The following is a 21,189-nucleotide window of genomic DNA, read 5'->3' on the forward strand; positions in this document are numbered from 1 at the left end:
ATTATACATTGAATCTAAAATGCATAATATCTCCATCTTCAACTACATACTCTTTTCCTTCAATTGCTAACTTTCCTGCTTCTCTACATCCTTGCTCCGACTTATACTCCTGATAATCACTTAGTTTGATCACCTCTGCTTTAATAAATCCTTTCTCAAAGTCGGTATGTATTACTCCTGCTGCTTTGGGAGCTTTCCAACCCTTCATAATTGTCCAGGCTCTTACCTCTGTTTCCCCAGCAGTAAAATATGTAATTAAATTAAGCAATTTATAAGAGGCGCGGATTAATTTATTTAGTCCTGATTCTTTAAGCCCATACTCTTCTAAAAAGATAGAACGTTCTTCAAAATCAAGCTCAGCTATCTGCGCTTCTATAGAAGCCGATATCAAAATCACCTCTGCTTCTTCTCCTTTAATACCTTCTTTTAAAGCTTCTACATACTCATTACCAGTATGTATAGACCCTTCATCTACATTGGCCACATAAATAACCGGTTTGGCTGTCAGCAGGTTTAAGTCCCATACTGCTTCTTTGTCTTCTTCGGCTATTTCTATGCTTCGCGCATTGTTGCCTGCCTCCAGGTGTTGTTTATAACTTTGCAAAGTGCTCAGTTGTTTTCTGGCTTTGGCATCTCCAGACTTAGCAATTTTTTCCAGGCGCTGAATTTTCTTTTCTACTGACTCCAGGTCTTTTAGCTGTAATTCAGTATCAATTACTTCTTTATCAAAAACCGGGTCTACAGAACCTGCTACGTGTACTACATTATCATCCGCAAAACAACGCACCACATGGATGATGGCATCCACCTCACGTATGTTAGCCAAAAATTTATTTCCTAGCCCTTCACCTTTACTCGCTCCTTTTACCAGACCTGCAATATCTACAAACTCAATAGTAGTAGGGATTACTTTCTGAGGGTTTACAAGCTTCTGAAGAATGTTCAGACGCTCATCAGGCACTGTAATTACGCCTACATTTGGCTCAATCGTACAAAAAGGAAAGTTAGCCGCCTCTGCTTTGGCACTTGACAAAGCATTAAACAAAGTTGATTTGCCTACATTAGGCAGACCTACTATACCACACTGTAAACTCATATTCTACTTGGCTATATTTAATTATGTTTTTGTCTTAAAAATATGATACTGTTTGTACCCACTATAAAGTTCCAGATACACCACTTTTAGTATGGTATATACCGGAATAGCAGCAATCATTCCCAGTACTCCGGCGATGGTTGCTCCTGCAAAAATAACTATAAATATTTCTAATGGATGCGCTTTTACACTTTTTGAAAAAATCAGCGGTTGTAAAAAAAGGTTATCTATAAGCTGCACTGCCGCAAATACAGAAATCACCTTAACAGCCAGTATGATCATTTCGTTGGTAGAAGCTCCCAGCATTGTTGTTGACAAGCCTACAATAATACCGAAGGCTGAGCCAAGTATTGGACCGGCATAGGGTATTAGGTTAGCTACCGCAGCAAATATGGCGATAGTAATAGCATAGTTAATCCCAAATAAACTCAGCCCTAAAGAAGCTATACAAAAAATAGAAAATATTTGAAATAAGAGGCCTATCAGGTAGTTAGATAGGAGGGTTTCAATCTTATAAATAGCTGCGATAAATACCTCAAAGTAATGGTTGGGGATTAGTTTGATGACTAACCTTCGTACTATTCCTTTTTCGTATAGCAGAATAAAGGTGATAAACACTACAGCAAGTATGCTAATAAAGAAGGTACCCGTAAGAGAGATAAGCTGATTGAAAAACTCTCCAAAATTGATTGTACCAATTAACGAGAGCAGACTACTACGCAGGCTTTCTACCAGCAGGTGCTCCTCCTCTATAATTCCATTGTTATACAAAAACATTTCTACCTGATGCAGCGGGGCACTCGCTCTGTAATATAAATCCTCGTAGTTGATGCGGGTAATAATCTGTACCTGATCGTCAATCAGTGGGATAAACAAAACAATAAAGGAGGCAAAAAGCACAACAATTACGGCAAAGGAGATTAGTACGGCTACAAAACGAGGCATATGATAGCCATAAAAATGCAGTCGGTTGATATAGTTGGTCAGTGGCGAAAATATCGCCGAGAGTACAAGTGAGATGACGAAGTATCCAAAAATATCAGAAAATATCCATGCCAGTAATACAAACCCCAGCACGAATAAGATGATGTAAAGGACCCCCTTGTTGATCATAGTAGTGATGCAAAAATGATTTATACAATGAAGGTAAAAAAATAAAGCCCTAGAAGATTCAAGGGCTCACATAATAAGTTAGCTCAACAGAGGGTTTAGTCCCACTTCAGTTCATCATCAATGCTGGATCCTTCCTCATTGGTAGTAGCTTCAGCCTCATACTGATCAAAGTCGTATTCTGGCATCAACTCTTCTTTCACATGACCGATAGTATCCTGAAGCGCATTCATAAACTTGTTAAAATCTTCTTTGTAGAGGAATACTTTATGCTTCTCATAGAAGTAACCATCTTCTTTGTATCTTCTTCTACTTTCGGTGATGGTGAGATAATAATCGTTAGAACGTGTTGACTTCACATCAAAGAAGTATGTACGTTTTCCGGCCCTTACTCTCTGTGAATAAATTTCTGCCCTGTCTTTACCTTGATTATCTTCCACAACAGCTAAATTTAGGTTTTAAAGTGAGTACTTTAGATTTATTTGGTTTAGTTTGACACTAAATTGACCTAAATATAGTATAAATCCAACCATTATTACAAATAAAAATCTGTATTATAGGGGAATACAAAATTTTTTAGATTAGTGGAAAACAGCAGATTTTGAGCCCTTTTTGTAATACACCGGGCTAACGTAAAGGCTAAATAATCAGTATTAATTTTGCGTGGACCATAGTACAATAGAAGTATTTTTCCAATCACAACGGAATACATTTTTATGCTAAAATTAAAAGAGATAAGATCATTTGAAAATATAGAACTTCTGGCTAAACAGCTAGTAGAAGGCTTTATTACGGGTCTACATAAATCGCCCTACCATGGATTCTCCGTAGAATTTGCCGAGCACAGGCTCTATAATTCAGGCGAAAGCACACGCCATATTGACTGGAAAGTGTATGCAAAAACCGACCGATTGTACACTAAACGTTACGAAGAAGAAACTAATCTGAGGTGCCAGTTGGTGATAGATAACTCTTCGTCTATGTACTATCCACAGGAAAATAACGGTAAAATAACTTTTAGCATTACAGCAGCCGCAGCTCTGGCTTTTCTGCTGCAAAAGCAGAGAGACGCAGTAGGCCTTTGCACCTTTTCAGAAGAAATAGAAATACAGACTCAAGTGAAGTCTACCTCCTCTCACCTTCATAAGCTTCTTTTGCTCCTGGAAGAAATGCTTAAAAACGAGCCTAAGATGCAGCAAACTTCTGTTGCAGGCGTACTCCATCAGGTAGCGGAGAAAATCCATAAGCGTTCGCTGGTAGTTATTTTTAGTGATATGTTTGAAAACTATGAGGATAGAGACAAAATTTTTGGTGCATTGCAACACCTTAAGCATAACAGACACGAAGTCTTGCTTTTTCATGTAACAGATCATAAAACTGAACTTGACTTTGATTTTGAAGAGCGTCCGTACGAGTTTATAGATATAGAAAAGGGAGATCGGCTTAAGCTACAACCCTCTCAGGTTAAGGCTGCTTATCAGAAGCAGATGAGGGAATATTATCACGAGCTAAAAATAAAGTGCGGTCAGGCAAAAATTGACTTTATAGAAGCTGATATTAATGAGGGCTTTGATCACATACTGAGAACTTATTTGGTAAAAAGAGCCAGTATGAAATAAATAAAAGGTCTAAAGTTGAAAGTAAAGTATGAGTTAGCTTTCAACTTTTAACCTTCATAACTCAACTTATTCGTTGTGCATCCATGCTTTTTTGCCAAGTAGTTCTTCTTCAGACTCTCTGGCATCAGGGTCTTCCACACAGCAATCTACCGGGCATACAGCCGCACACTGCGGTTCTTCATGAAACCCCATACACTCAGTACACTTGCCAGTTACTATATAATAGAATTCATCAGATACCGGCTCCTGCTCTTCCGTAGCATCTACTACTGTACCGTCATCCAGCTCAACTTCAGAAAGTTCTGTACCATCTGCCCAAGACCATTCTACTCCTCCTTCGTATATTGCTGTATTAGGGCATTCCGGTTCGCATGCACCACAATTGATGCACTCATCGGTTATCATTATAGCCATATCAACTCTCGATATTTGGTTACTTGTTTTTTACTAATTTAATTAACGAATTAAATAACCATTAGTTTATTATACAATCATTTGCTGTATTTATTGAAAAATGATCAAACTTGAAAATAGAATAAAAGCTTTTGCTACAGTAGGTAAGATTCTGAAAGAGCTATCTGATGAAGAAAAAGAGCATATTTACCTAAGCGCAAAGAATGAAAACAGCTGGTTTACCGACGAAAACATTTCTCTTGCTCTGGAAGGTGTTCAGCGCTACCTGGAAGAAGATAAACTTCGGCAGTGGACTCAAAGTCTGCCAGAGCAACCTTCTTCCGTAAAGAAGGTAGGTGTAGTAATGGCCGGTAATATTCCACTAGTAGGTTTTCATGATTTTTTGACTGTACTTATCAGCGGTCATCAATTGTTAGCTAAGCTAAGCTCTCAGGATAGCTTTCTGATTAAGTATATTAGTGGCATACTTACTGACATTGAACCCCGATTTAAGGAGAAGATTCTGTTCCTTGACAAATTGAAAGAGGCGGAGGCTATGATTGCTACAGGTAGCAATAATACGGCTCGGTATTTTGAATACTACTTTGCCAAAATACCGCATATTATTCGTCAAAACAGGACATCTATAGCCGTACTTAATGGAGAAGAATCTCAAGAAGAATTAAAGGAACTGGGTAATGATGTATTTCAATACTTTGGGTTAGGCTGCCGTAATGTTTCCAAAATTTATGTGCCGGACCATTATGATTTTAAAGATGTGTTAGATAGTTGGCAAGCATTTAGCCCCATTAGCTTCCATCATAAATACAATAACAATTATGATTACAATAAATCAATTTTGCTGGTAAACAACGAACCTCATTACGATACCGGTTTTGTCTTGCTCCGAGAAACACCACAACTTGTCTCGCCTATCTCTGTCATTTTTTATGAAAGGTATACGGATAATGAAGACTTAAAGAAAAAGCTGGACACCATGGAAGACAAGATACAATGTGTTGTATCGCAGCAGGCCTGGTACCCGAATAGCTTTGCTTTTGGAGAAGCTCAACAACCAGAGCTATGGCATTATGCAGATGGGGTAAATACGCTGGATTTTTTACAAAACCTATCTTAACAAAAAGCCGCTTAATAGCGGCTTTTCTTTTTTAAGCATTTATTTCTTCAGTCTCATCAAAAGACTCCACATCCTGATCTTCTTTTTTCTTACGCTTCTTTTTGACTACTACATCGTAAATATCTTTACGACGCTGCTGCAAGTTACGTACACTGCCCTGTGTTCGTAATTTCTTGAGTAACTCTAAATCCAAATCACTTACTAGAGTAGTTTCTGTATTTGGTGTAGCTTCTGCAACTATTGCATCGTGCGGAAACGAAAAATCAGAAGGTGAGAATACTGCCGATTGTGAGTATTGAATGTCCATATTCTCTACACGAGGGAGATTACCCACACTACCAGAAACAACTACATAGCATTCATTTTCAATTGCTCTTGCCTGCGCGCATCTTCTTACTCTCAGGTAAGCATTTTTGGTATCAGTCCAGTAAGGAACAAAAAGGATATCCATTTCCTGATCTGCTAAAATCCTGCTGAGTTCAGGAAACTCCACATCATAGCAGATAAGAATACCAATACGACCTGCATCTGTGTTGAATACGCGTACATTTTCTCCACCCTGTAGTCCCCAGTAGCTTTGCTCGTCAGGGGTAATATGAAGCTTATACTGAGCATCTACATTACCATCGCGGTGCAGCAGATAGCTTACATTGTACAGTTTGTGTTCCTCATATACAGGCATAGATCCCGCTATGATATTAATATTGTAAGAAATAGCCAGTTCCTGCATTTTGTCTTTAATACTTTCTGTATAATCTGCAAGCATACGCACTGCATCAGCAGCAGGAACATCTTTGAACATAGCCATGAGCGGAGCATTAAAGAACTCCGGGAACATTACAAAATCTGCATTATAACTGGAAACCGTATCTACAAAAAACTCCATTTGGTGCAACAGGTCTTCCAGAGAAACTACTCTCCTCATTTGCCACTGTACTGCCCCTACCCTTACGATAGATTTGGTACCACCAATCAGTTTTTCTGACTCATCGTAATACACATTGAGCCACTCTAAAAGGGTAGCGTAGTAATGCGAGGCCACATCTTCATCAGAATATTTAGTAATTACTTTGCGAACGTGAAAATCGTTGGCTAGCTGAAAACTAAGGACAGGGTCATAAATTTCTTTATTTTTGACTTCCTCAATATACTTTTTAGGGCTCATTTCGTCCCTATATTTTTTGTAGCCAGGGATACGACCACCGGCAATAATTGCTCTTAGATTTAAGTTCTCACAAAGTTCTTTTCGGGCATCATACAGTCTTCTTCCCAATCGCATATCCCGGTATTCAGGGTGTACAAAAACATCTGTACCGTAAAGCGTATCGCCTTTGTAATCGTGCGTATCAAATTTACCATAACCTGTAATTTCATCGTAGGTATGGTTGTCGCCAAACTTCCGATAATCAACTATAATACTAAGCGCACCTGCTACAACCTTTTCGTCTACCTCTATGCATATCTGTCCTTCAGGAAAAGCTTTTAACTGGTTTTTAAACTCTTTTTTAGTCCATGCCCCTCCTGCCTGAGCATAGACAATTTTCATGATTTCCTGAATATCATCGTAATCGCTTAAGCGAAGCTGTCTTAGCTTAAGACGATGGTGCTCTACAATCTCTTTATTGTTCATATTTAAAGTTTATTGTTTCGCTCTATAACAAGCGATTAACGCAATTTCGTTTTATTATTAACTTTTACCAAGCCCAGTCGTTTTATGAATGAACTATTTTTTTCAACCTTAAACTTTTTAATGTATGGCACTAAGAAAAGCAAATGCAGAATGGAACGGAGGACTTAAAAGCGGCAAAGGAAACGTGGCCTTAGGCAGCGGAGCCTTTGAAGGCGCTTACAGTTTCCAGTCTCGTTTTGAAGAGGGTAATGGCACTAACCCGGAAGAACTTGTTGCTGCTGCTCATGCGGGCTGCTTTAGCATGGCTTTGTCTGCAGCACTTGAAGGTGCAGGCTATTCACCTAAAAGTGTGAAGACTGAGGCTCAGGTCAGTTTAGTAAAAGAAGGAGAAGGGTTTGCAATTAATAAGATTAAACTAATTACTCAGGCTAAGATAGCAGATATTAGCAAAGAAGACTTTCAGAAGCAGGCACAAGGCGCTAAAGAAAACTGCCCTATCTCGAAAGTACTTACTGGTACCAATATAGAACTGGAAGCCAAACTGCTCTAGTTTCATAGTCATAAAAAAGGCTGCCTTTTAACTAAAGGCAGCCTTTTTTTTACTTTTCAAAAACAGTTATGGGGTACGGCCTCGCCATACTTCTATCCATCCGGTAAATTTATTTCCATCTGGCATTATCAGCTGATAGAAGTACATACCGTCAGCATTTCCTTCGCCATCCCATCCCTTATCATTGCTGTAATTGTCGGACTCATATACGATTTTACCCCAACGGTTTGTAATCAACATTTTAGCTCCTTGTTCACTATCTTCAGGAGTTAAGTTGATGATTTTGAAGGTGTCGTTATCTCCATCACCGTTAGGAGTAATAATATTCGGTATGTAAAGCTCAGCCGTGTAACGTACCTCAACTTCGTATAACAACGAGCATCCGAAACGATCTCTCACCTCAACAAAGTAAGTGCCTCGCTCCATATCATGGTATTCATAGCTATAAGGTTGAATTACTGGATTGTCGTTAACTACCTCTACCCAATCAGTAGTAGCTCCGTTAGGATCGGCCGCAATACGAACCTCATAAGGCTGACCTCCTCCCTGTATACTGTCCACCTTAATTGTTCCGTACGGTTCATTTACGTTGACAAATACAGTTTCAGCAACTGTAGCAGAAAGCTCTTCATCCCCTCCATCTATAGTAAATGTAGGTGAGCTTTCGGTACTGATGATGCCGCAGTTGGTTTGCTGTTGTACAATCTGGATTTGATAATCTCCTTTTGCCAGATTAGCAAAAGTATAGCTGCTAGGTATTGCTGAGAAAATACGTGTAGCATATGGCTGTGCCTGGTCTACACTCATGATATTGATCGTAAACTCAGTATCTTCAGCCACTACTATATTGTTCACAGTAACAGAACCGCCTTCACCAAAACAGCTGATATCTTCACTGTTATGATCAAAGCTAATAGCTACTATACCTGTTTCTGGTATGTTCACTATTCTGCCTGAGGGGCAAGATTGTTCAGCGCGTGATGCAACGACTACATTGACATCACTGCCCGTGGGTACTCCCTCTACTTCTGTACTGGTAGTACCTGCTTCAATAACTGCAGTACTCACTGTATCGCTACCTATAATGGCAAACACATCATAAGGCGCCGGCGCATTAGTAGCGGCACTTAACTGTACCTCCAATGTGGCTGTTTGTTCAGCGGCATCGCAAGTAGGAAGAGTATAGCTTATTGTATTGATCACCACGATATTTTCTACTACGCTGAATGAAGACTGACATCTAGGCGAACCCGCTTCATCAGTAACAATATACTCATACTCTCCAGCAGGAAGCTCGTTAAAAGTAGCAGAACCTACGGCAGTCTGAGTTTCATTTACTGCACCAGAAGCAGCTACTACGCGGAAGCGGTAGGTCTGGTCTTCACCTCCAATTACACTAAAGCTTACTGCTCCTTCGCCGGTCTCACAGTTGGAAGCAGTCACTGCTACATCTACCGTTTTATCTCCAAGCTCACAAATCAGATCTGAACCTCCTCCTCCATTATTGGAGCAAGTAGTAATTACTGATGTGTACAATGTATCCAGTCCATTTCCTTCGTCATCGCGAATTATGATTTCGTAGCTACCTGCAACTAGCTCTTCTGCAACGCCACCAGTAAAGAAGATAGGCGCACCTGACTCTACATTATTACCTACGATTTCTAATAAGCCTCCATTATTACATGAAGCAGGAACATTTACCGTGATGCGTCCATCACTACCTGCACATGTTTCAGGGCTAGTAGTAACAGAAGCAGTGTTTTGTACAGATATTGTTCTGACATAAGATTTGATTTCTTCACAACCTCCCTGCGCATTTTTATCTCTAACGAAGATCGTATAATCTCCTGCTGCTAAGGAGTCAGCCAAGAATACCAGACCTGGGAAGCTCCCTCCAGCGCTCCAATCAATAGAATCATGAGTAGCCACATATCGGTACTCAAAGCGCTCTGGAGTTGTAGTAGCTGTAGGGTTGATATAAACCATGAGTGCTCCATCTGCACTAGCAGGGCAATTTGTATTTTCAGATGAAATTACAAACTCTGCCTTTTCAAAACCACAGCCGCAGTCATCTTCAGGGAGTGTGGTAAATGGTGCATCTCCCTGGGTTGAGGCACCTATACCACAAGCATTCTCTGTAGTCACCCTGTACTCATATGAAGTTTCAGTATCTAAAGTAATAAATGTAGCTGTATTAGTTGTAACAGTGAGAGTTTCAACAATAGTACTAAAGCTTGCATCAGTTGCCGCCTCAACAATGTAGCCTATTGCATCAACATCTTCATCCCAGCTTACTGTAAAACCATCGCATGAGGCATTGCTGGCTTCTACATTTGTAGGGGCCAAAGGTACATCAGCAGTAGTAAAAGCTGTAGCTACCGATACATCGCTATCTCCACAAGCGTTTCTTGCAGTTACCTGGAAGGTATACTCAGAATTTATATCCAGACCTGTTACTTCCGTATTTTCAGATGTAACTGTAGCTGAGTCCACTAATAAGGCATTTTCATCAAATACTTCTACAAAGTAAGCGTCAGCATTACCAATAGCATCCCAGTTTAATATGGCACTTGTACAATTTACTGAAGCGTCTAGCCCTGATGGCTGTGCCGGTTTTTCCAAAGTAGTAAAGCTGGCGACAGTTGCAGCAGCAATTCCACAATCATTAGTAGGAACAACTCTAATATGATACTCTCTACCTTCCAGAAGACCAGTTGAAAACAAGTATGTATTGCTGGTTACTGTTTGTACTTCTATAGGACTTGAGAAGTCTGAGTTGTCATCTATCGTTATTTCATACCTCTTAGCTTCATCAGGCTCATCCCAGGTTACTTCTAAACTATTACAAGCTGCTCCATCTTCTGTCAGACTAATGGCTCCCACGCTAGCAGGCAAGTCTGCTGTGCTTGCTTCAATAATATCTGAAATATTTTCACCACAGGCATTCTTTGCAATTACTCTTACAAAATAACTACTTCCAGGATTTAGATCACTTAGAGATGCGCTACTTTTCGTTCCTGGCACGTCGTTGAACGTATCTATAGAGCTAAAAGTATTGTTTACTGAAGCTTCAACCCTATAGGAAGAAGCAGTGCTCACTGTAGCCCATTCTACTTCAAATCCATCACAATCAGGATTAGTAATAGCTTGTATCACAGGCTGCTCAGGCAGACCACTCAGATTTACTTCTACTACATTTGAGTCTGCATCATCAGAAATACCGCAGGTGGTTCTTGCTCTCACACGATAGTAGTAAGGCTCTACCTCAGTTAGGTTATCTACTTCATAAGTAGTAGCAGCAGTAATACTAACATTACTCCTAGTATCAATCACGGCAAAGGTAGGGTCAGTAGTCACATCCAGAAAATATTCTGTAGCTCCACTAACAGCAGACCATTCTGCTGTAAATTTGTCACACAAGCCGTTCACTTCTATCGCCTGGGGCGCAGGTACGGACTCAGTAATTACGCTATCAGGTGCAGAATATACAGTGAAACCACAGCTTTTATCGGCACTTACTCTATAGAAATATTTGGTAGAAGCACTAAGGTTTGTATTTACTGTAAGACTAGTACTACCGTCTGTAATAGCGTATGGATTGTAATCAGCAATCAGACTTGCCGCATTAAATAAAGTATCAGTAGCTACCTGAACATTATAGTTTGCTACCCCCTCATTACTCCAGCTAATGTCAAAGCTGTTGCAGCCAATATTGATAGCTCCATTAACCATTGGAGCATTTTCTGGAGCAGGCTCACCTATAGTAATAGTATCAGAAACAAATGTACAACCTGTATTGTCTACCAATTCTAGTACGTAATCACCAGCCACAAGTATATTGGTAGGGTCTTCAGTCGTACTAGGTATAGTAGTCGGACCTGTCCAATTATAAGTATATGGACCAGTACCACCTACTACATCAAGCGATATACTTCCGTCATTACCTCCATTACATGTAGCAGCATTTGCAATTACATTCTCGATGCTTAGTGGTGCAGGCTCAGTGAGACTAACGCTTTCACCGTGAGAACAACCTGTACCATTATCTTGTATATCAACATAATAAGTTCCTCCTGATAAGCCTGTAATGCTGGTTGCTAAGCTACCTATCGGGAAGGTTTGCTCCGGTTGAACAAGACTTCCATCTTCAAAATGATATGCTACCCGATATGGCCCCGTACCAGCAAACGATACATCAATCTGGCCATTACCTGTTTCGTTTGCATTACAGCTACTATTGGTGCCTGTTATAAAAACATTTGCACTGATGTCAGCATTTTCTACATGTATAGCCTGGCTTCTTTCACATCCCGTTATATTATCTATTACAGTAGCAATATAAACACCACCCGGTACACCAGGGTTAGTTCCATTATCTGATGGATTAGATATGTTGTTTAGCGAAGGGTCGTTATCAAAAGCATCTCCGTTGCTGTTAACCCATGCAAAGCTATAATCACCGCTTCCTCCAGTCATAGGATTAGGGAGTGGTGCTGTACTAATCACCCACCTTCCTCCAGGTGCTAGCGGATCACAAGTAGCGTCAGCACGGCCAAGAAATGAAATTTCGCTTAGAGGCTCATAAAACTCTATTTCAACAACATCGCTGCTTACGCAAGAGCCATTCGTTACTTCCCATCTGAATTCGTACATACCAAAATCACTTACCGTAACGAGGGTTGTATCATTTGTAGGTGCACTAAAACTTACGATTTCTGTACCACTAGGAGTATTTTCTAGGGTCCATACTCCAGTACCTGACGTAGGTTCGGCAGCAACAAGCTGATAGGTCAGCTCACAAGAAGCAGCATCTGTACCCGCATCCGCAGTTATCTCCTCATTTATAGTAATACTTAGTCTGCTTGTATCTGCACACAAATTAGGAGAAGTTCCCGGACTAACATATATGATTTCATAATTGTCTGGGTTACTAGCGCTAAGGTCAATTTCTCCGGTAGAAGCATTTATGGCTAATGCAGGAGCTGCGCTGAATGTCCCTCCAGGTACGGCTATAGAGACAGCAGGGTCAGCATCCCCCTGGCAAAACTCAGTAATACCTCCATAATTAAAGCTGGCATCTTCTACATCTCTGATCTCTAGCTCAAAAGTGGAGCTGGATGGACAGGTGCCAGACGTTCTATAAGTAATGGTATAAGTTCCAGGTGTACTTGCTTCCAGATTTATCTCACCTCGGCGGTCATCTTCCCACACTATACCTGCTACTGGGTCAAATGTTCCTGAAGCCCCACTTATTGATGCCAGAGGGTTTTCTGTTTCATTTTTACAATATACAGAATTAGGGAAGCTAAAACTCGCATCTTGCGTACCTCTAACATTAACTAAAACATCATAAGAAACAGCTGGACATCCACCAGACTCAGTAATTGTATTTGTCATAGTATATGTACCAGGAGCACTCTCTGAAAGGTCTATCACCCCTGTATTTTCATCATAAACTAAGCCGCTTGGTGCAGCTGAAAATTTACCAGGGTTTCCTGTAGGGCTTGGGTCAGCATCGCTTTGGCAAAAGCTTGCTTCTCCATCTATAACTCCATCATAGTCAAAAGTAGCATCCGGCGTGTTAGTAATGGTAACATTAAAAGACTGAATGTCTGTACATGAGGCTCCTATGATTTCATAAGTAATAGTATAGGTATCACCATCATTACCTACTGAAGGGTCAATTTCGCCAGTAGCTGGATCTAAAAAGCCTATAGGAAGAGCTCCTATTGAGCCAAAATTTCCTCCTGCCTGGTTTACGATTGGCGATTGCCTCCCTGCAGCCTGACAATAGGTGCCTGATGTATAGCTAAAACCAGCATCTGGTGTTTCCACTATCGTCACCTCAAACGTAGAGCTTGATGGACAGCCTCCTGTTGTCGTATGAGTAATCGTATATACGCCTGGAGTACTGTTAGTTAAGTCTATCTCGCCAGTACTACTATCCACAAACACCAAGCCTGCCGTTGAACTAAACACGCCCCCCGAGGTCACCACATTCTGAGCTACAGGATTTACTTCATCCTGACAGTAGCTGGACTGAGCATAGTCAAAGCTTGAATCTTCTACTTCAACTATCGTCACCTCATAGGTGGCCACTGAAGCTGAACAACTACCTGATGCTCCTATGGTATTGGTTACTGTATATACGCCAGCTGTACTGGCAGATAAGTCTATCTCGCCAGTACTACTATCTACAAACACTAAACCTGCTGTTGAGCTAAACACCCCTGCACTAGCACCAGCACCAAATGAAGGCGATGGATCTGTAGCATCCTGACAGTAGCTCGATTCAGCATATGTAAAGCTTGCATCAGGTGCATTAGTGATCGTCACCTCAAAAGTGCTACTGGTAGGACAGCTACCTCCAAATCCATAACTTACTAAGTAAGTACCTTCCGAACTTGTTGAAGGATCTATCTCTCCACTACCGCCGTCAATGCTTAAGCCTGAAGGAGCTGAAAATGTACCCCCAGGGCTTGCTATAAAGTCTGGAAGCTCTGGGCCTCCATCCTGACATAAGGTAGACGTCGCATAACTAAACGAAGGGTCATTAGCTCCATCAATAGTAATAGTCTGAGTCGCCACCGACGCACAGGCTCCTGTTGTCGTATAAGTAATCGTATATACGCCAGGTGCACTATTAGTTAAGTCTATCTCGCCGCTGCTACTTCCACTATTGCTACCACTATCCACAAACTCTAAGCCTGCTGTTGAACTAAACTCTCCTGCATCTCCACTAATCGTTGGGCTTACGTTAGAAGAGTATTGACAGTAGGGACTGCCTGAATAACTGAAGCTTGCATCGTCCATTTCCACTATCGTAACCTCAAACGTAGAGCTTGATGGACAGCCTCCTGTTGTCGTATGAGTAATCGTATATACGCCAGCTGTACTCCCAGATAAGTCTATCTCGCCAGTACTACTATCCACAAACACCAAGCCTGCTGTTGAACTAAACACGCCCCCCGAGGTCACCACATTCTGAGCTACAGGATTTACTTCATCCTGACAGTAGCTGGACTGAGCATAGTCAAAGCTTGAGTCTTCCACTTCAACTAACGTCACCTCAAATGTAGAGCTTGACGGACAGCCTCCTGTTGTTGTATGAGTAATCGTATATACGCCAGCTGTACTCCCAGATAAGTCTATCTCGCCGCTGTTACTTCCACTATTACTACCACTATCTACAAACACCAAGCCTGCTGTTGAACTAAACACGCCCCCCGAGGTCACCACATTCTGAGCTACAGGATTTACTTCATCCTGACAGTAGCTGGACTGAGCATAGTCAAAGCTTGAATCTTCTACTTCAACTATCGTCACCTCATAGGTGGCCACTGAAGCTGAACAACTACCTGATGCTCCTATGGTATTGGTTACTGTATATACGCCAGCTGTACTGGCAGATAAGTCTATCTCGCCAGTACTACTATCTACAAACACTAAACCTGCTGTTGAGCTAAACACCCCTGCACTAGCACCAGCACCAAATGAAGGCGATGGATCTGTAGCATCCTGACAGTAGCTCGATTCAGCATATGTAAAGCTTGCATCAGGTGCATTAGTGATCGTCACCTCAAAAGTGCTACTGGTAGGACAGCTACCTCCAAATCCATAACTTACTAAGTAAGTACCTTCCGAACTTGTTGAAGGATCTATCTCTCCACTACCGCCGTCAATGCTTAAGCCTGAAGGAGCTGAAAATGTACCCCCAGGGCTTGCTATAAAGTCTGGAAGCTCTGGGCCTCCATCCTGACATAAGGTAGACGTCGCATAACTAAACGAAGGGTCATTAGCTCCATCAATAGTAATAGTCTGAGTCGCCACCGACGCACAGGCTCCTGTTGTCGTATAAGTAATCGTATATACGCCAGGTGCACTATTAGTTAAGTCTATCTCGCCGCTGCTACTTCCACTATTGCTACCACTATCCACAAACTCTAAGCCTGCTGTTGAACTAAACTCTCCTGCATCTCCACTAATCGTTGGGCTTACGTTAGAAGAGTATTGACAGTAGGGACTGCCTGAATAACTGAAGCTTGCATCGTCCATTTCCACTATCGTAACCTCAAACGTAGAGCTTGATGGACAGCCTCCTGTTGTCGTATGAGTAATCGTATATACGCCTGGAGTACTGTTAGTTAAGTCTATCTCGCCAGTACTACTATCCACAAACACCAAGCCTGCTGTTGAACTAAACACGCCCCCCGAGGTCACCACATTCTGAGCTACAGGATTTACTTCATCCTGACAGTAGCTGGACTGAGCGTAGTCAAAGCTTGAATCTTCTACTTCAACTATCGTCACCTCAAATGTAGAGCTTGATGGACAGCCTCCTGTTGTTGTATGAGTAATCGTATATACGCCTGGAGTACTGTTAGTTAAGTCTATCTCGCCAGTACTACTATCCACAAATACCAAGCCTGCTGTTGAACTAAACACGCCCCCCGAGGTCACCACATTCTGAGCTACAGGATTTACTTCATCCTGACAGTAGCTGGACTGAGCATAGTCAAAGCTTGAATCTTCTACTTCAACTATCGTCACCTCAAATGTAGAGCTTGATGGACAGCCTCCTGTTGTTGTATGAGTAATCGTATATACGCCAGCTGTACTGGCAGATAAGTCTATCTCGCCAGTACTACTATCCACAAACACCAAGCCTGCTGTTGAACTAAACACGCCCCCCGAGGTCACCACATTCTGAGCTACAGGATTTACTTCATCCTGACAGTAGCTGGACTGAGCGTAGTCAAAGCTTGAATCTTCTACTTCAACTATCGTCACCTCAAATGTAGAGCTTGACGGACAGCCTCCTGTTGTTGTATGAGTAATCGTATATACGCCTGGAGTACTGTTAGTTAAGTCTATCTCGCCAGTACTACTATCCACAAACACCAAGCCTGCTGTTGAACTAAACACGCCCCCCGAGGTCACCACATTCTGAGCTACAGGATTTACTTCATCCTGACAGTAGCTGGACTGAGCATAGTCAAAGCTTGAATCTTCTACTTCAACTATCGTCACCTCATAGGTGGCCACTGAAGCTGAACAACTACCTGATGCTCCTATGGTATTGGTTACTGTATATACGCCAGCTGTACTGGCAGATAAGTCTATCTCGCCAGTACTACTATCTACAAACACTAAACCTGCTGTTGAGCTAAACACCCCTGCACTAGCACCAGCACCAAATGAAGGCGATGGATCTGTAGCATCCTGACAGTAGCTCGATTCAGCATATGTAAAGCTTGCATCAGGTGCATTAGTGATCGTCACCTCAAAAGTGCTACTGGTAGGACAGCTACCTCCAAATCCATAACTTACTAAGTAAGTACCTTCCGAACTTGTTGAAGGATCTATCTCTCCACTACCGCCGTCAATGCTTAAGCCTGAAGGAGCTGAAAATGTACCCCCAGGGCTTGCTATAAAGTCTGGAAGCTCTGGGCCTCCATCCTGACATAAGGTAGACGTCGCATAACTAAACGAAGGGTCATTAGCTCCATCAATAGTAATAGTCTGAGTCGCCACCGACGCACAGGCTCCTGTTGTCGTATAAGTAATCGTATATACGCCAGGTGCACTATTAGTTAAGTCTATCTCGCCGCTGCTACTTCCACTATTGCTACCACTATCCACAAACTCTAAGCCTGCTGTTGAACTAAACTCTCCTGCATCTCCACTAATCGTTGGGCTTACGTTAGAAGAGTATTGACAGTAGGGACTGCCTGAATAACTGAAGCTTGCATCGTCCATTTCCACTATCGTAACCTCAAACGTAGAGCTTGATGGACAGCCTCCTGTTGTTGTATGAGTAATCGTATATACGCCTGGAGTACTGTTAGTTAAGTCTATCTCGCCAGTACTACTATCCACAAACACCAAGCCTGCTGTTGAACTAAACACGCCCCCCGAGGTCACCACATTCTGAGCTACAGGATTTACTTCATCCTGACAGTAGCTGGACTGAGCGTAGTCAAAGCTTGAATCTTCTACTTCAACTATCGTCACCTCAAATGTAGAGCTTGACGGACAGCCTCCTGTTGTTGTATGAGTAATCGTATATACGCCTGGAGTACTGTTAGTTAAGTCTATCTCGCCAGTACTACTATCCACAAACACCAAGCCTGCTGTTGAACTAAACACGCCCCCCGAGGTCACCACATTCTGAGCTACAGGATTTACTTCATCCTGACAGTAGCTGGACTGAGCATAGTCAAAGCTTGAATCTTCTACTTCAACTATCGTCACCTCATAGGTGGCCACTGAAGCTGAACAACTACCTGATGCTCCTATGGTATTGGTTACTGTATATACGCCAGCTGTACTGGCAGATAAGTCTATCTCGCCAGTACTACTATCTACAAACACTAAACCTGCTGTTGAGCTAAACACCCCTGCACTAGCACCAGCACCAAATGAAGGCGATGGATCTGTAGCATCCTGACAGTAGCTCGATTCAGCATATGTAAAGCTTGCATCAGGTGCATTAGTGATCGTCACCTCAAAAGTGCTACTGGTAGGACAGCTACCTCCAAATCCATAACTTACTAAGTAAGTACCTTCCGAACTTGTTGAAGGATCTATCTCTCCACTACCGCCGTCAATGCTTAAGCCTGAAGGAGCTGAAAATGTACCCCCAGGGCTTGCTATAAAGTCTGGAAGCTCTGGGCCTCCATCCTGACATAAGGTAGACGTCGCATAACTAAACGAAGGGTCATTAGCTCCATCAATAGTAATAGTCTGAGTCGCCACCGACGCACAGGCTCCTGTTGTCGTATAAGTAATCGTATATACGCCAGGTGCACTATTAGTTAAGTCTATCTCGCCGCTGCTACTTCCACTATTGCTACCACTATCCACAAACTCTAAGCCTGCTGTTGAACTAAACTCTCCTGCATCTCCACTAATCGTTGGGCTTACGTTAGAAGAGTATTGACAGTAGGGACTGCCTGAATAACTGAAGCTTGCATCGTCCATTTCCACTATCGTAACCTCAAACGTAGAGCTTGATGGACAGCCTCCTGTTGTTGTATGAGTAATCGTATATACGCCTGGAGTACTGTTAGTTAAGTCTATCTCGCCAGTACTACTATCCACAAACACCAAGCCTGCTGTTGAACTAAACACGCCCCCCGAGGTCACCACATTCTGAGCTACAGGATTTACTTCATCCTGACAGTAGCTGGACTGAGCGTAGTCAAAGCTTGAATCTTCTACTTCAACTATCGTCACCTCAAATGTAGAGCTTGATGGACAGCCTCCTGTTGTTGTATGAGTAATCGTATATACGCCTGGAGTACTGTTAGTTAAGTCTATCTCGCCAGTACTACTATCCACAAATACCAAGCCTGCTGTTGAACTAAACACGCCCCCCGAGGTCACCACATTCTGAGCTACAGGATTTACTTCATCCTGACAGTAGCTGGACTGAGCATAGTCAAAGCTTGAATCTTCTACTTCAACTATCGTCACCTCAAATGTAGAGCTTGATGGACAGCCTCCTGTTGTTGTATGAGTAATCGTATATACGCCAGCTGTACTGGCAGATAAGTCTATCTCGCCAGTACTACTATCCACAAACACCAAGCCTGCTGTTGAACTAAACACGCCCCCCGAGGTCACCACATTCTGAGCTACAGGATTTACTTCATCCTGACAGTAGCTGGACTGAGCGTAGTCAAAGCTTGAATCTTCTACTTCAACTATCGTCACCTCAAATGTAGAGCTTGACGGACAGCCTCCTGTTGTTGTATGAGTAATCGTATATACGCCTGGAGTACTGTTAGTTAAGTCTATCTCGCCAGTACTACTATCCACAAACACCAAGCCTGCTGTTGAACTAAACACGCCCCCCGAGGTCACCACATTCTGAGCTACAGGATTTACTTCATCCTGACAGTAGCTGGACTGAGCGTAGTCAAAGCTTGAGTCTTCTACTTCAACTATCGTCACCTCAAATGTAGAGCTTGATGGACAGCCTCCTGTTGTTGTATGAGTAATCGTATATACGCCTGGAGTACTGTTAGTTAAGTCTATCTCGCCAGTACTACTATCCACAAACACCAAGCCTGCTGTTGAACTAAACACGCCCCCCGAGGTCACCACATTCTGAGCTACAGGATTTACTTCATCCTGACAGTAGCTTGGCTGAGCATAGTCAAAGCTTGAATCTTCTACTTCAACTATCGTCACCTCAAATGTAGAGCTTGACGGACAGCCTCCTGTTGTTGTATGAGTAATCGTATATACGCCTGGAGTACTGTTAGTTAAGTCTATCTCGCCAGTACTACTATCCACAAACACCAAGCCTGTTGTTGAACTAAACACACCCCCCGAGGTCACCACATTCTGAGCTACTGGATTTACTTCATCCTGACAGTAGCTTGGCTGAGCATAGTCAAAGCTTGAGTCTTCTACTTCAACTATCGTCACCTCAAATGTAGAGCTTGACGGACAGCCTCCTGTTGTTGTATGAGTAATCGTATATACGCCTGGAGTACTGTTAGTTAAGTCTATCTCGCCAGTACTACTATCCACAAACACCAAGCCTGTTGTTGAACTAAACACGCCCCCCGAGGTCACCACATTCTGAGCTACTGGATTTACTTCATCCTGACAGTAGCTGGACTGAGCGTAGTCAAAGCTTGAGTCTTCTACTTCGTTTACAGTAACTGAGATACTACTTGATGCCGTACACCCATTTGCATCTGTTACTGTATAAGTTAAGTTATAAATTCCAGCTGTACCGGAATTAAATGTGGGGTTTCTTACATTTGTTGAAGATAGAAATCCAGTATCTCCGGTCCAATTGTGTAAAAAACCTCCTGCTCCATCTCCAGGATTTCCATCAAGTATAAGATCTTCAGATACACAAGTAGAGGCTGGTGAAGGAGAGATGCTAGTTGTTGGTGATACACGATTGTCATCAATGACAATTCCAGATTCTTCTTTCTTACAACTATTAGAGTCACGAACTGTCAGTGTGTATATGTCATGTATTAAGTCGTTAAAAATTGGACTTGCTTGATAACTAACACCACCATCTATTGAATACTCGTACCCTCCAGCACCACCGCTTACTGCCCCGCTTGCGTCTATTGATCCGCTGTAAGGTGATGCACATTTTTCATTTCCAGTAGTTACTATTGAAGCTCCATCTATAACAATATCAGCAGCAGGGACAACTTCATGTCCAAATGCCCCTACTCCATAATCCTGAGCAGGAGAATTACAATTTCCACCTACAATATATACTATATAACCTCTTCCTCCTGAAGTAGGAGGTAGGTTATTAAAAGTAATACGATTAGGAGGAGTAAAACTAACATTTATACCTTCTGGTACTACAGCGCTAAAGTTTGATTCAGTGTAAACCCAACCATTTCCAACATAAAATAGATTATACTCATAATCTCCAGTTTCTGGAGTAAAATCTCCTAAGCCAGGATTATAGACGCCACTAGCATTTACGAAGTCAATTTGTAAAGTTCCATCATTACTACCAAAACATGTTTCATTAGTAACAGCAATTGTTGCTGAACTCTCATCTTTATCAGGACAATCTTGGGCAGATGAAATTAAAGTAGTTAACAATAATACAGAGAGCAGTATGCTTTTAAAAAGATACAATTGAGTTATGTTTTTCAT

At 42.0% G+C, this 21,189-nt stretch carries 9 protein-coding genes; 3 read left to right on the forward strand and 6 right to left on the reverse strand.

The genetic code is table 11. The annotated features are described in order from the left end of the window. Position 1: 1 nt before the first annotated feature. The 3 genes from ychF to PZB74_RS02650 all read right to left on the reverse strand — a co-directional run bounded on the left by ychF (position 2) and on the right by PZB74_RS02650 (position 2,646). On the reverse strand, positions 2-1,096 hold the full coding sequence (gene ychF, locus PZB74_RS02640; protein WP_302240541.1) for a redox-regulated ATPase YchF: 1,095 nt from the start codon (positions 1,094-1,096) through the stop codon (positions 2-4). A 21-nt stretch (positions 1,097-1,117) separates the two neighbouring features. Continuing rightward, a complete protein-coding gene (locus tag PZB74_RS02645; RefSeq protein ID WP_367281460.1) occupies positions 1,118-2,209 on the reverse strand; it encodes an AI-2E family transporter in 1,092 nt (363 codons plus the stop codon). Between the two features lie 95 nt (positions 2,210-2,304). Further along, complete coding sequence (locus PZB74_RS02650; protein WP_302240542.1) at positions 2,305-2,646, reverse strand: DUF3276 family protein; 342 nt, start codon at positions 2,644-2,646, stop codon at positions 2,305-2,307. Positions 2,647-2,922: 276 nt separating this feature from the next. Here PZB74_RS02650 and PZB74_RS02655 point away from each other — a divergent pair, with 276 nt between their 5' ends. Next, positions 2,923-3,825 carry a DUF58 domain-containing protein gene (locus tag PZB74_RS02655; RefSeq protein WP_302240544.1) on the forward strand — a complete coding sequence of 301 codons (903 nt, stop codon included), beginning with the start codon at positions 2,923-2,925 and terminating at the stop codon, positions 3,823-3,825. Between the two features lie 66 nt (positions 3,826-3,891). Here PZB74_RS02655 and PZB74_RS02660 read toward each other — a convergent pair whose 3' ends face one another. After that, positions 3,892-4,239, reverse strand: a complete 348-nt coding sequence (locus PZB74_RS02660) for a 4Fe-4S binding protein (protein ID WP_302240546.1) — start codon at positions 4,237-4,239, stop codon at positions 3,892-3,894. A 100-nt stretch (positions 4,240-4,339) separates the two neighbouring features. On the opposite strand from PZB74_RS02660, the gene PZB74_RS02665 reads away from it, so the two are divergent. Then, the gene (locus PZB74_RS02665; protein ID WP_367281461.1) at positions 4,340-5,356 is read left to right on the forward strand and encodes an aldehyde dehydrogenase family protein; all 1,017 of its coding nucleotides are present in this window, start codon (positions 4,340-4,342) and stop codon (positions 5,354-5,356) included. Positions 5,357-5,387: 31 nt separating this feature from the next. Here the strand turns inward: PZB74_RS02665 and PZB74_RS02670 are convergent, their stop codons facing one another. Beyond that, a complete protein-coding gene (locus tag PZB74_RS02670) occupies positions 5,388-6,986 on the reverse strand; it encodes a carbon-nitrogen hydrolase family protein (RefSeq protein ID WP_302240548.1) in 1,599 nt (532 codons plus the stop codon). 124 nt (positions 6,987-7,110) lie between these two features. Here PZB74_RS02670 and PZB74_RS02675 point away from each other — a divergent pair, with 124 nt between their 5' ends. Then, positions 7,111-7,536: an OsmC family protein gene (locus PZB74_RS02675; protein WP_302240550.1), complete on the forward strand. Its 426-nt coding sequence runs from the start codon at positions 7,111-7,113 to the stop codon at positions 7,534-7,536. Between the two features lie 66 nt (positions 7,537-7,602). Here PZB74_RS02675 and PZB74_RS02680 read toward each other — a convergent pair whose 3' ends face one another. Beyond that, entirely contained in the window at positions 7,603-21,189 is a 13,587-nt protein-coding gene (locus PZB74_RS02680) for a fibronectin type III domain-containing protein (protein WP_302240552.1), read from the reverse strand.

The sequence above is a fragment of the Porifericola rhodea genome, from assembly GCF_030506305.1.
GTDB lineage: Bacteria > Bacteroidota > Bacteroidia > Cytophagales > Cyclobacteriaceae > Catalinimonas > Catalinimonas rhodea.